Annotated in this window: 13 protein-coding genes; 3 read left to right on the forward strand and 10 right to left on the reverse strand. The window is 55.4% G+C overall.

Annotation, left to right across the window (positions count from 1 at the left end; all coding sequences use genetic code 11):
• Positions 1-13: 13 nt before the first annotated feature.
• The 3 genes from CQW31_RS13935 to rffA all read left to right on the forward strand — a co-directional run bounded on the left by CQW31_RS13935 (position 14) and on the right by rffA (position 2,061).
• Positions 14-250, forward strand: a complete 237-nt coding sequence (locus CQW31_RS13935) for an acyl carrier protein (RefSeq protein WP_099814734.1) — start codon at positions 14-16, stop codon at positions 248-250.
• A 5-nt stretch (positions 251-255) separates the two neighbouring features.
• Positions 256-684, forward strand: a complete 429-nt coding sequence (locus CQW31_RS13940; RefSeq protein WP_099814735.1) for a GtrA family protein — start codon at positions 256-258, stop codon at positions 682-684.
• 240 nt (positions 685-924) lie between these two features.
• Positions 925-2,061 (forward strand): dTDP-4-amino-4,6-dideoxygalactose transaminase, encoded by a 1,137-nt coding sequence (gene rffA, locus CQW31_RS13945; protein WP_099814736.1) that lies wholly within the window; start codon positions 925-927, stop codon positions 2,059-2,061.
• Positions 2,062-2,176: 115 nt separating this feature from the next.
• On the opposite strand, the gene CQW31_RS13950 is transcribed toward rffA, so the two are convergent.
• The 10 genes from CQW31_RS13950 to CQW31_RS13995 form a co-directional block, all read right to left on the reverse strand.
• Complete coding sequence (locus CQW31_RS13950; protein WP_099814737.1) at positions 2,177-4,174, reverse strand: nucleoside-diphosphate sugar epimerase/dehydratase; 1,998 nt, start codon at positions 4,172-4,174, stop codon at positions 2,177-2,179.
• A gap of 50 nt (positions 4,175-4,224) precedes the next feature.
• Entirely contained in the window at positions 4,225-5,244 is a 1,020-nt protein-coding gene (locus CQW31_RS13955; RefSeq protein WP_099814738.1) for a glycosyltransferase family 4 protein, read from the reverse strand.
• Positions 5,241-6,206, reverse strand: a complete 966-nt coding sequence (locus tag CQW31_RS13960; RefSeq protein ID WP_099814739.1) for an SDR family oxidoreductase — start codon at positions 6,204-6,206, stop codon at positions 5,241-5,243. The genes CQW31_RS13955 and CQW31_RS13960 overlap by 4 nt, the downstream gene beginning before the upstream one ends.
• Positions 6,203-7,399, reverse strand: a complete 1,197-nt coding sequence (locus CQW31_RS13965; protein ID WP_099814790.1) for a glycosyltransferase family 4 protein — start codon at positions 7,397-7,399, stop codon at positions 6,203-6,205. The genes CQW31_RS13960 and CQW31_RS13965 overlap by 4 nt, the downstream gene beginning before the upstream one ends.
• A gap of 70 nt (positions 7,400-7,469) precedes the next feature.
• Positions 7,470-8,600, reverse strand: a complete 1,131-nt coding sequence (gene wecB / locus CQW31_RS13970; RefSeq protein WP_099814740.1) for a non-hydrolyzing UDP-N-acetylglucosamine 2-epimerase — start codon at positions 8,598-8,600, stop codon at positions 7,470-7,472.
• A gap of 12 nt (positions 8,601-8,612) precedes the next feature.
• The gene (locus tag CQW31_RS13975) at positions 8,613-9,740 is read right to left on the reverse strand and encodes a capsular polysaccharide biosynthesis protein CapF (protein WP_099814741.1); all 1,128 of its coding nucleotides are present in this window, start codon (positions 9,738-9,740) and stop codon (positions 8,613-8,615) included.
• 3 nt (positions 9,741-9,743) lie between these two features.
• The gene (locus CQW31_RS13980; protein ID WP_099814742.1) at positions 9,744-10,778 is read right to left on the reverse strand and encodes a polysaccharide biosynthesis protein; all 1,035 of its coding nucleotides are present in this window, start codon (positions 10,776-10,778) and stop codon (positions 9,744-9,746) included.
• Positions 10,779-10,809: 31 nt separating this feature from the next.
• The gene (locus tag CQW31_RS13985) at positions 10,810-11,592 is read right to left on the reverse strand and encodes an AglZ/HisF2 family acetamidino modification protein (protein WP_099814743.1); all 783 of its coding nucleotides are present in this window, start codon (positions 11,590-11,592) and stop codon (positions 10,810-10,812) included.
• A gap of 14 nt (positions 11,593-11,606) precedes the next feature.
• A complete protein-coding gene (gene hisH, locus CQW31_RS13990) occupies positions 11,607-12,221 on the reverse strand; it encodes an imidazole glycerol phosphate synthase subunit HisH (RefSeq protein ID WP_099814744.1) in 615 nt (204 codons plus the stop codon).
• Positions 12,218-13,360, reverse strand: coding sequence for an N-acetyl sugar amidotransferase (locus CQW31_RS13995; RefSeq protein ID WP_099814791.1), 1,143 nt, complete (start codon positions 13,358-13,360; stop codon positions 12,218-12,220). Before CQW31_RS13995 ends, hisH begins: the two co-directional genes overlap by 4 nt.
• Positions 13,361-13,362: the final 2 nt, after the last annotated feature.

Consider the following 13,362-nt stretch of genomic DNA (forward strand, 5'->3'; position numbering starts at 1 on the left):
AAAGGAATATCCAATGCCCGTCACCCGTGAAGATATTGTTGATGTAATCCGCAAGGCCAAGGCCATCGAGGCACCGGACAGACTGCGACCCGAGTTGAGCATTACCGAGCAGGGCGTTGACTCCCTTGGCCTGTTCAGCATTGTCCTGGCCGTACAAGATGCTTATGGCATCACCAATAACGATGCAGAGGTCGACCAGCTGCAAACCCTCGATGATCTGGTGGCTTACGCCAATACTCATAGCGCGTGAAATCGATGAGTGCGAGTCACGGGCGCCTCGTCGACCTGTTTCGAAAAGGCACCCGCTATCCGATTGTTCGGTATGGCATCGTTGGTGTGGTAAATAACCTGCGTGGTTACTTGATCTACCTATTGCTGACGTGGCTATGGCTCGAACCCAAGACAGCGGTCACCATCATGTACCCCGTAAGCGCTGCGATGGCTTATTTTGGGCATGCGCGCTATTCGTTTTCGTATCAGGGACGCGCGGGATATGGAGCCCTTCGTTACTGTATTGCACATGTGATCGGTTACACCGCGAGCATCGGCATCCTTTACATACTTTCAGACAAGTTGGGTTTTCCTCACCAAGTGGTGCGACTTTTCGCCATTTTCGCAGTGGCCGGTATCCTTTACGTTCTCTTTCGTTACTTCGTATTTCCCAATCGTCCATCGTCGTCTTGAGATACTCATGCTCCCAAGCCCTTCATGGGCAAACAGAGGCACACGCCTGCTCATGCAGACCAAAGTCGCTTGCCAGTGCATAAGTTGATCGTTTACAGGCGTTGAACCTGAACTTGTAAAGCAAAAACGACTGTTTTCACGATGCCAGTTTCGAAAGATGAACTCGCGTAGATACCGACAGTATCTGGTTCAGATCACCCAGGCGATCGTGCAATAGGCATAGTTAAAAGGTACCAACCTATGACTGAGAAAATTCCGTTCAACCGTCCTTACATGACCGGCAAAGAGTTGTACTACATCGCCGAAGCCAAGTTCGGTAACAAGCTGGCCGGCGACGGTCCTTTCACCATGCGCTGCCACGACTGGCTGGAACGTACAAGTGGTTGCAACATAGCCTTGCTCACCCACTCCTGCACCGCCGCACTGGAAATGGCAGCCCTACTGCTGGACATTCAGCCAGGCGACGAAGTCATCATGCCTTCGTACACCTTCGTTTCGACAGCCAATGCCTTCGTGCTGCGCGGCGGCGTACCGGTGTTCGTGGACATACGAGAGGACACGCTGAACCTTGACGAGCACCTGATCGAGGCCGCCATCACACCACGCACCCGCGCCATCGTTCCGGTGCATTACGCAGGCGTTGCCTGCGAAATGGACGCCATCATGGCTATCGCCGCTCGCCACGGGCTGAAAGTGGTTGAAGATGCTGCCCAAGGGGTCATGGCCTCCTACAAAGGTCGCCCTCTTGGCAGCATCGGCGACTTGGGCGCCTACAGCTTCCATGAAACCAAGAACGTTATTTCGGGCGAAGGTGGTGCGCTGCTAGTAAACGAGTCGGCACTGACACAGCGAGCGGAAATCATTCGCGAAAAGGGTACCGACCGTAGCCGCTTCTTCCGCGGCGAGGTAGACAAATACACCTGGCAGGAGGTGGGCTCATCGTTCCTGCCCGGTGAACTGATCGCAGCGTTTCTCTGGGCGCAACTTGAGGAAGCCGAGCAGATCACCAAAGACCGCCTGGCGATCTGGCAGCGCTACCACGAACTGTTACAGCCACTGGAACTACAAGGCTTCTTGCGCCGGCCAATCATTCCAGCAGATTGCCAGCACAATGCTCATATGTACTACGTACTGCTGGCTCCCGAGATTGACCGACGGCATGTGCTGGCTGAACTGAAGAGAAACGACATTAACGCTGTTTTCCACTACGTTCCGCTGCATACATCACCTGGAGGCCGTCGCTACGGGCGTACCCATGGTGATCTGACAGTAACCGAGGAGCATTCGGAGCGCCTGTTGCGCCTGCCGTTGTGGCATGGCCTGTCGTTGCAACAACAGGAGCGAATCGTGAAGACACTGCACAACGCGGTAACCTGAAGGTCCGCCCGCGCCTTTCGCTGAGCTAGAAGCTGCGCTTACGCGTGCCATTTGCCAAACGAAGTTCGGCAAATGGCACGGGAGCCCGAACTCTGCTACACGTCAGGGTGTTGGCTCAGGGTTCAAGCCGGCGCTGCTGGTAGATCCAGTCAACGATCTCCCCCTCAGGGGCATAACCAATCACGGTTTCACGCAACAACTGGCGGACCCGCACAAAGTCATCGTGCGAGGCTGCATCCAACAACTGCGTCAATGCGTCCTTGAGCGCATCCCACTGGATGAAGTCTTCGTTGGCACTCATGATCATCGGGTGCCGCGTGGCAAGCACGTTGTCTCCAATCAAGAGCTCTTCGTACAACTTCTCTCCCGGACGCAAGCCAGTAAACTCGATGGCAATGTCGCCCATAGGGTTGCGCTCGGAGCGAACGCTGAAGCCTGAGAGATGAATCATCTTCTCGGCCAGTTCCACGATGCGTACCGGCTCACCCATGTCCAGGACGAATACGTCCCCGCCCTTGCCCATCGACCCAGCTTGAATAACAAGCTGTGCAGCTTCAGGTATGGTCATGAAGTAGCGGGTGATCTTCGGATGCGTGACAGTGAGGGGACCGCCAGTCTTCAATTGCTTGTGGAACAGCGGAATCACCGAACCTGACGAGCCCAGCACGTTGCCAAAGCGGACCATGGTGAAACGGGTCTTGTTGACCTGCGAGACATTGCCGACATCACCGAACAGTACAGGCGCCAGTTCTCGACTGAGTGCCTGCAGGGTCATCTCGGCGAGGCGCTTGGTGCTGCCCATCACGTTGGTCGGTCGCACGGCCTTGTCGGTGGAGATAAGTACGAAGTTGGACACGCCAGCCTGCAAGGCAGCCTGGGCGGTGTGCAAGGTACCAATCACATTGTTGAGCAAACCCTCAGCAATGTTGTGCTCGACCATCGGCACATGCTTATAAGCCGCAGCGTGATAAACCGTATCGACGTGCCAGGTCTTCATGATGTCCAGCAGCTGGGCCTGGTTTCGCACTGACCCGAGAATCGGGATCAGGCGAATTGCCAGGGACTCACGAGCAATACGCTGTTCCAGCTCCGACAGGATGCTGTACAGGTTGAACTCACTATGGTCGAACAACAGCAAGGTGCGTGGCGCCTGGCCGAGTATCTGCCGGCACAGTTCCGAACCGATCGAGCCCCCTGCCCCCGTCACCAATACTGTCTGATCCACAATGCAACGCTGCAACAGGTCAGGCTGTGCAGGGACCGCATCGCGGCCAAGCAGGTCGGCAATATCGACTTCGCGGATATCATCGACCTTGACCCTGCCACTGGCCAGATCCATGAATCCGGGGATCGTCCGGACATGCAACGGGTAGCCTTCAAGGAAATTGAGGATTTCCCGCCGACGCGTGCGAGTGGACGATGGAATTGCCAGCAGAATCTCTTGAGCGCCCGTTACATCGATCAGTCGCTGAAGCTGTTCCGGATGGTACACCTGCAGGCCGGCAATCACACGGTCGGTAAGGCTAGCGTCATCATCAATGAAGGCAACCGGACGCATGACTTTATCCATGCGCAACGCAGCCACCAACTGGTTGCCTGCTGCACCGGCGCCATAAATAGCGACTTTAGGCAAGCCATCATCACGGCTGGCGAACGGCACATGCTGCACCGCGGCAGTGAACCAGTCGCCAAGAAAATACTGGCGCATCGCCAAGCGCAGACCACCAACCATGATCAGGCTTAACCACCAGTAGTTGAAGGTAATCGAGCGCGGCACCACATTCTGATGGTTGCTCGACCAGTAGATGATGAAACCGAGAATCAGGGCCGAGAGCGTGACCGACTTGATGATGGCAATCAGCGCGTCGTTACCGAAGTAACGCATCACGGCGCGATAGAGGCCAAACCGGATAAATAGCGGAATCGCCACCAGTGGCGCGCAAACGAAAAGCCATGTGTGATCGATGATCGGGTTGGCCATCTCATCGATGCCCAGACGCACGACAAAAGCCAGCCACAAGGCAACCCATATCAGCACGATATCAGTCATGACCTGCAGCAGCCGTTTATGCCGCCGTGGCAGAGCTAGCAGTTTTGTACGCACGTTATCCATAAATCCTCTGAAGGCTTCCACATTACCTAAGCGAAACGCTCTACCCAACTCTAGTGCCTATCTTCCAGGTCGCCTGCGCGATAGCGAATCGCCAGGGCGACCAGCGGAACATAGGCGATAACCACACCCAGAGCGCCGTCCAGCCCAAGCCGCGCCACACAGTATGCAACTGGCAGCAGCCAGCACAGGTTAAGCGCTGCGACGGCGAGCGTAACAGGCAGATGTTTGCCATGCTTGCGCGAAGCAAACTGATAAGCATGACTGCGGTGCGCCTCGTACACCTTATCACCCCGCAACAAGCGCCTGATCAAGGTGTAGGTAGCATCGACAATGAATACGCCGAGCAGAATCAGCCAGCACCAGAACATCGGCGGCGAAACCCAGGCCGCTTGTAACGACAGCCCGCCCAGCACGATGCCTATGAAGCCACTGCCAGCGTCGCCCATGAAAATTTTAGCTGGTGGAAAGTTCCAGAACAGAAAACCACCCACCGCTGCGGCCATGAGCAATGGCAGGATGGCGGGCCCGTTGAGGCCAGAAAGCCAATACAACAGGGCGCCGCTCAAGCATGCAGTGATTGCCTCGATACTGGCGATGCCATCAATCCCATCCATGAAGTTGTAGAGATTGAGCAACCAGACCAGATAGACAGCTGCGAGCACGCCCCCGACCCACCCCAACTCCATTTCCCAGCCGAACAGTGACAAGGGGGCCAGCCCCCCCATCCAGGCTAAGATCCATGCCGCAGCAGCAAAATGCCCGAGCAGCCGCCAACGTGCGGCGATATGGCCGTGGTCATCCATGAAACCGATGATCGCAATCAGCGCACCACCGCCGCCAAGCGCAACGAGAGTAGTGATGTGCTCGGAACCGGTCATCATCAACGCCACAATCGCCAGCAGGAACGACATGACAATGGCCACGCCACCGCCACGTGGGGTGGGCACCGTGTGAGAGCTGCGCGCATTGGGCACGTCAATGACACTGCGCGCCAAGGCGTAGCGTCGCAATGCAGCCGTCATCACCAAGGACACGATCAATACGGCGAGAAGAGACCACAGAAGCATCATTTCTTAACGGTTTCCTGGTAGTGCCTGGCAGCGGCCAGCAAGGCCACATCAACTTTGACCGGTGGTTGCCAACCGAGCAACTCGCGGGTTTTACGAATATCCACCTGCAGCGACCCACATAAGCGCTGGGACAGCGAGCGCTTGCCGAGCGACATAGCGGCTGCGCTCAGGACCCAGGCCGGGATAGGCAACAGCCGCGCATTCTTGCCCAGCGCCGTTGCCATTCGCCGCAGCAACGCCGTGGTGGACAGGTCTTCACCATCGCTGACCAGGAAGGTCTGGTTGGCCGCCGTCGGGTGGTCGATACACGTCACGATCAAATCGACCAGATTATCCAACGCTACCAAGCTACGGCGATTGTCGATGGCACCGAATGGCAGTGGCACACCGCGATCGAGCCAGCGCATCATGTTGAGGAAGTTGGCCTTCACTCCCGGCCCATAGACCAGCACAGGGCGGATGATCACCACTTCCAGGCCAGACTGCTGCGCCAGCTTGCGCAGCTCCACTTCCGCTTCCATCTTGGAAACGCCATAAGGGTCCAGAGGCATGGGCTGATCATCAGCAGTATAGGGCTCGCCCTTACGGGTTCCCTCGCCATTGACCTTGATCGAACTGATGAACACGAAGCGCTTGACGCCAGCGGCGATCGCTTGCTTCGCCAATGCAAGTGTTCCCTGGACATTGACCTTGCGGAAGGCCGCCAGTGGGTCGGTTTCGGTATCGTTCATCACGTGGACACGGGCAGCGCTATGAATGACTACGTCGCATTCAGTCAGCGTTTCATGCCAGTCATTACCCTCTTCGAATGCCTCGAAGGCGAAGGTGCGCACGCTTGCAGGCAGCTTCGCCCCCCCGTTGCGCACTGCGGCAATCACCTCACGCCCCTCCGAGCTGAGCCTGCGCAATACCGCGCTGCCCACGAAACCACTGGCCCCGGTAAGAAAAACCTTTTGTGTCATCGTCCTGACCTTCTCAAAGTAGCCTCGCTGAACAGACGCTCCAGACGCGATAGCAATGCGGGCTTGGCGAACTCCCGTTCATAGTATTGGCGCCCGGACTCGCCCATCCTGTTGCGCTCAGTCAACGACAAGCCCGCCAGTTTCTCGGTAATGGCGGCCAGCGCCGAGCCATTTCCAGACTCGCAAGCAAAGCCGGCACCCGACTCTTCGATAACCCGGGCAGCCTCACCATTGATCATACCGATCACAGGCCGGCCGGAAGCCAAGTAGGCTTGCACCTTGCCAGGAATGGTCTTCTCGAAAACATCATTGGTGCGCAAGGATACCAACAGCGCGTCCGCCTGGGCGAACAAGGGCGGCATGGCCTCCAGCGGATGACGGCCAAGCAGCAGGACATTGTCCAGCGCCCGGTTGCGAACCTGCTCCTCGAGCCAATCACTCATTCGCCCGTCACCGACAATCACCCAACGAATGGACAGCTTCCCGCGTAGCGCTTCGGCAGCGTCGAGAATCGCCGGAAAGTCCTGCGCCTCCCCTACGTTGCCTGCGAACACTACAGTGAAGGTGGCGTCATCACGCTCTACCAGCTGCGAAGGCTCAAGGTCTTTAGCCGAGAAATCATCTTCAGCCCAGCTGGGGAAGTACACCAGGCGCTCGGCATCGATAGGCCGCGTGCAGTACTGGCGCACGTTGTCGAAGAAACCATGCGATTGCAACAGCAAATAATCGGTACGGTTGTAAATCCAGGACACCGCTTTGCCGACCAATCCCAACAGTTTGGGGTTATGAATGACATTCACCGCGCGAAGCGTTTCAGGCCAAAGATCGAGAACCCAGACAAAAACCGGTGCGCGCTTGAGTTTGCCAAGAAGGACTGCAGGAATTGCAGAAAGAATCGGCGACACTGCATAGACGAACATTGCGTCATAGCGGCGCCCTCTCAACTTGAAAGCACCAACAATCGATGCCGAAACCAGAAACGACAGGTAGTTCAAAACCAGCTGAATACTACGTTTCCCGCGCGGAACCAGCGGTACACGCACGATTTCAGCACCTTCATAGCTGGAAAACGCAGCGGGATCATCCTTGTATCGTTGAAACACCTGCCCTTCCGGATAGTTGGGTAACCCAGTAAGCACGGTAACCTCATGGCCTTTTTCGACAAAGTCGCGGACCATGTCGTTGACACGCATGTTCTCAGGCCAGAAGTACTGAGTTACAACGAGAATCTTCAGCTGCTTTTGCGTTAGTCCTTCCACGTGTTCAGTACCGCTTCCAGACAGTTCGGTTCACGTAATCGGTGTAGCTGTGAACGATTCGCACGACCTTGTCCGAAACATTGGGCATGCTGTAATCGCCGACCAGGCGCAAACTACGCTCTGCACCACGCAGCTGACTTTCAAGAATGCTCATGCCTTGCAGCACGCGTTCCGTATCGAGCCCAACCATCATCGCTGCGGCCTCTTCCATGCCTTCCGGGCGCTCATGCGCTTCGCGTATGTTCAGCGCTGGGAAGTTGAGTATCGACGCTTCTTCGTTGATCGTGCCGCTATCGGATAGCACCGCTTTGGAAGTCAGCTGCAGTTTGTTGTAATCCTTGAAGCCGAGTGGCTTGAGCAGACGTACATTGGCATGGAATGTCACGCCCATGGCATCGACCCGCTTCTGCGTACGTGGGTGAGTAGAGACGATTACCGGAAGGTCAAACTGCTCGGCCACGGTGTTGAGCACATCGACCAACTTGAGGAAGTTCTTGTCAGAATCGATGTTCTCTTCACGATGTGCACTAACCACGAAGAACTTGCCTGCCTTCAGACCCAGGCGCTCCAGCACGTCAGAAGCCTCAATGCCTTCGCGGTAGAAGTTGAGGACTTCGAACATCGGGCTGCCAGTTTTGATGACGCGATCTGCAGGCAGGCCTTCACGCAGCAAGTAGTCACGGGCAATGGTGCTGTAGGTGAGGTTGATGTCTGCGGTGTGATCGACGATACGACGGTTGATCTCTTCCGGCACACGCATGTCGAAACAACGGTTGCCTGCCTCCATGTGGAACGTCGGAATCTTGCGGCGTTTGGCCGGGATCACTGCCATGCAGCTGTTGGTATCCCCAAGTACCAGCATGGCTTCCGGTTGCACCTCGGCCAGAACCTTATCCACCGCAATAATCACATTACCAATCGTCTCAGCACCGGATGCACCCGCCGCATTGAGGAAGTGGTCCGGCTTGCGAATACCCAAATCCTGGAAAAAGATCTCATTCAGTTCGTAATCGTAGTTTTGTCCGGTATGGACCAGAATGTGGTCACAGTGCTCATCAAGCGCGCTCAAAACACGCGACAAGCGAATGATTTCGGGGCGGGTGCCAACGACGGTAACGATTTTCAGCTTTTTCATAAAAACCTCAATTCATGCTTTTGCCAGGTTGGGGCAGACTGGCAAGGCATAGGTGTCCGGTAGTTCGCGGTCGAAAATTTCGTTGGCCCAGAGCATGACGATCATTTCGTCATCTCCGATATTGGTGATGTCATGGGTCCAACCAGGCACCGTTTCGACGATAGTTGGCGTATCGCCACTCGTCTGCAGCTCGTAGAATTCATCAGTGACTACGTGGCGGAAGCGGAAGTTGGCCCTTCCCTTGATCACCAGGAATTTCTCGGTCTTGGAATGGTGATAATGACCGCCGCGGGTAATCCCTGGATGCGCAGTAAAATAAGAGAACTGCCCCGCCTCTGGGGTTTTTAGCATTTCCACGAACACCCCACGAGGGTCGCCATATTTTGGCACTTCGTAGGTAAACGATTCCGGCGGCAGGTAACTCAGGTAGGTGGAATAAAGTGCTCGCACCAATCCAACGCCAACATTTTCGGTCACCAGCGTAGAGCGACTGCCGCGGAAGCGGCGCAGTTGGTCAGCCAGTGCGCCCACTGTTGTGGAATAAACGGGCTCTACATCGACCATGCCGGATGCCACCTTAGCCCCATCCATGATGCTGACGAATCGCCGAACCACATCATCCACATAGACCAGGTTCAGTGCAGCCGACTCGTCATGTATCTGAACCGGCAGGTCACGCGCGATGTTGTGGCAGAAAGTCGCTACTGCCGAGTTATAGTTTGGGCGCGCCCATTTACCGAATACATTCGGCAGACGGAATATGTAAACCGGGCTGCCATGCTGCTCAGCCAGTTCGAGCAGCGCGCGCTCGGCCGCCAACTTGCTGATACCGTAGGGGTTATCACGTTCAGCCTGGATTGACGAGGTGTAGACCACAGTCGGCTTGCGCCCGCATACTTTCACTGCGTCACAAAGCTGTTGGGTAAGCTCGCTGTTGCCGCTGCCAAACTCCATGGGGTCCTGAGGCCGGTTGACCCCTGCCAGATGGAAGATGCAATCCGCCTCAGCCACTTTTGCCTGCAGCGCTTTCAGATCATCGCCGCGGGCGAACAGGCTTACCTCGACATCCTTACGCTCACCCAAATGAACCAGCAAGTTGCGAGCAATGAAACCGTTGCTACCGGTAACCAGAACTTTCATCAATCACTCCTCCGGCGTTGCATGCTCGCCACGCTGGATGGCCTTGATGAACTCGAGCTTCAGCAGGAGCGCCTGCATGCCGGCGACGTCGAGGCGCTCGGTATTATGCGAGTTGTAGTCTTCGGTGTGAGAAATCTTCTCTTCGCCCTGCTCGACGAACTTGCTGTAGTTGAGGTCACGCAGATCCGGTGGCACACGGAAGTATTCCCCCATGTCTTCGGCGCATGCCATTTCCTCACGGCTCAACAAGGCCTCGTAAAGTTTCTCGCCATGGCGCGTGCCAATGACCTGAATGGGATGCTTGTCCTGTCCGAGCAACTCGGTCAGGGCCTTTGCCAGCGTCTGAACAGTCGCTGCTGGTGCCTTTTGCACGAACAGATCACCGTTGTTGCCGTGTTCGAAGGCGTAAAGCACCAGATCCACGGCATCCGCCAGGGTCATCATGAAGCGGGTCATGTTGGGGTCGGTGATTGACAGCGCCTTGCCGGCACGGATCTGATCAATGAACAACGGAATGACCGAACCGCGGGACGCCATAACGTTGCCGTAACGGGTTCCGCAAATAACGGTTTTGGCTTCATCGACATTGCGCGACTTGGCCACCATGACTTTTTCCATCATCGCCTTGGAAATACCCATGGCATTGATGGGGTAGACCGCCTTGTCGGTGCTCAAGCAAACCACACGTCGCACTTCATTCTGAATGGCTGCCTCAAGGACATTCTCGGTACCGATGACGTTAGTCTTCACCGCCTCCATGGGGTGAAACTCGCAAGAAGGTACCTGCTTCAACGCCGCCGCATGGAAGATGTAGTCAACACCCCGCGTAGCGTTGAGCACACTCTGATAATCGCGGACATCACCGATGTAGAACTTCAGCTTGGCGTTGTCGTAACGCTTGCGCATGTCGTCCTGCTTCTTTTCATCACGGCTGAATATACGAATCTCCGCGATGTCGCTGTCGAGAAACCGCTTGAGAACTGCATTGCCGAACGAACCGGTACCGCCGGTGATGAGAAGCTTTTTACCCTTGAACATATGATCTGACCCTTGCCACGCGCCTGAAGAGTTATCGAGCCCGCAGAGCTGAATAAATGATGTCGTCTTTCTGCTGAGCACTTGGATAGCTGATCAACACAGCGCGGTAGGCCCCTTTGAATACAAAGAAACTGCCCGCAGCCACACCAACCACACCGCATGCCTTGATCACGCTAGCCATATCCTCAAGCGAACCACCACCTCCAAGGATGGTGATCGGAATATGAACTGCAGCGCGCAGTTTGCTTGCCAGCTCGATGTCATAACCCTTCATCTTTCCATCATTTTCGATGGAGTTGAGGACTATTTCACCAGCGCCCAACTGTTCGAATTCCTGGGCAACTTCCAGCACACTGCGCTTGGTATTGCGCGTACCGTTGTGGGTCCACACTTCCTGAGTCTTGCTCAGTAAACGAGACTTGTGGTCAAGCACTACGACCACACTCTGGCTACCAATTTCTTCGGCGATCTGGGTGATCAAGCGCGGGTTGTCGAGCGCAGCTGAGCTGATGGCAACTTTCTCGACGCCCAGCTGGATGATTTTCTTGGCTTGCTCGGCAGTGCGTATGCCACCGCCATAGCACAGCGGCATGCGGCACTCGGCGGCAAGCTTGGCAATCTGCGTGTAGTTTGGCTCGACACCATGTGCGGTTGCGTCGATATCGACGACGATCAGCTCATCAGCTTCCTTTTCATTGAAGATCTTCACCGCGTTGATGGGATCTCCGACGTACTTCGGGTCCTTGAACTTGACCGTCTTTACCAGCCCACCGTCCTGGATGAGCAAGCATGGAATGATCCTGGGTCTTAGCATTTGTCAGTTTCCGCTCACAGTTCCGCGAAGTTTTTCAACAGGCCTACGCCAAAATGGTGGCTTTTCTCTGGATGGAACTGCACACCATATACGTTTTCTGCCTGTACGGCGCAGCTGAATTCCAAGCCATAGGAAGACATGGCTGCCCGATGCTGCTGTTGCTCACACTCGAAGAAGTACGAATGGAGGAAATAGAAGCGTGCCTCCTCCTCGAAACCTTTGAACAAGGCGTTGTCATCGAGCGCCGCTACGTCATTCCAGCCCATGTGAGGCAATGGAAGATCGGTCAGGTCAGGCACCGACTTGAACGAGCGCACCCGCCCCGGTACCCAACCCAAACCCGGCAGGCTGCCCTCGTCGCTGCTATTGGCAAGAATCTGCATGCCGACGCAGATACCGAGCACCGGTACCTTGTGCTTTTGTACCAGTTCATCCAGCGTCGGTCGCATACCCGATGCATCCAGACGCTCAATCGCGTGGTCGAAAGCGCCCACCCCAGGCAAGATCAGCTTTGTCGCGCCGTCCAGCTGTGCGGCGTTCTGTGCGACTGCCACGGGAATGTGCAAGCGTCGATAGACGTTAACGAAGGCCTGGATATTGCCGAGACCATAGTCAATGATGGTGATCATCTGAACAGCCTTCTCTCCAGTCCGATGGCACTGAGCACCCGAGCGCCGATACCAATCAAGAAACGCTTGTTTTTGTAGTCATGGAAGGTCTTGTTCTGACCCTCGAAAATGCCTTGAAGCTCGGGCACAGTCAAGTCCAGCTTGTGAGCAACATACTCGAATTCTGACTTGAGGAAATTTTCGTCCAGTTCAGGCTTGGCGATGCGTTCCAGCGCTGCTTCACGTGTCATCTGCCCGGTCATGATCAGGCTGGAGAAATGCGCGCGGCGCTTCTCGTAACCGAATTTGCGCGGCATCCAGTAGTCCTCGTAGAAACGAGTGAACCGGGACTCATGGTGCTTGTGCTGGAATCGCTTCCAGCCGAACAAGCGCTCCAGCGTCGCTTCCGCTTCATGCTTGACATAGGGAACGTGATTCAATGGCCGGACAACTTGCATACCCAGAATATATCGATAGTAAATCTTGTACGACAGTACATCTACCAATGGGAACGACTTGAGCTTGCGCTTGCCGAACTTGCCGTGAATATCGTTAATCAGGGTTGTGTCGATACCAGGGTAGGCGCCCCACTCCTCTGGCTCACGGCAGCACTCTGTCGAGTAGTTACCCCCGGTTAGGACATATTTAATCTTGTTTGCCTTGGCGAACTTGTAAAGGCCAGAGAAAAAAGCGGTATCTTGAGGGATATCCTGATCCGGCACCTGCGCCTTGAGGAAGGCCACTTGCAGGCTTTTCATCTCTTCCCAGTTGATGACATCAGTAAAGAGCTCAAGGCCAAGACCATCCACCAGACGTTCGATATTGCCGACAGCCTGGTCAGTGTTCCAACCAGCGTCGACATGGAACAGCAAAGGGCGCAAGCCCATTTTTTCCTTGGCAACGTAAGCAAGGTAGGAGCTGTCTAGGCCACCGCTCAGGCCGATAATGCAATCATAATCGCGCCCCTTGCCATCAGCCTTGATCTTTTCAGCGATTTTCATCAACTCGGCTTCACCCGCCGCGCCAGTATCCCAGTTAGGCTTGATGTTGTTGTTGAAGTTATTGCAGTATTCGCAAACGCCCTGAGTATCAAATGCAATATTGGGATCCGAAGTATCCATAATGCAAGACGTGCAGATTTTATAATTCGGGTTTTTCATAT

The organism is Pseudomonas sp. 382 (assembly GCF_002759075.1).
Classification (GTDB): domain Bacteria; phylum Pseudomonadota; class Gammaproteobacteria; order Pseudomonadales; family Pseudomonadaceae; genus Aquipseudomonas; species Aquipseudomonas vlassakiae.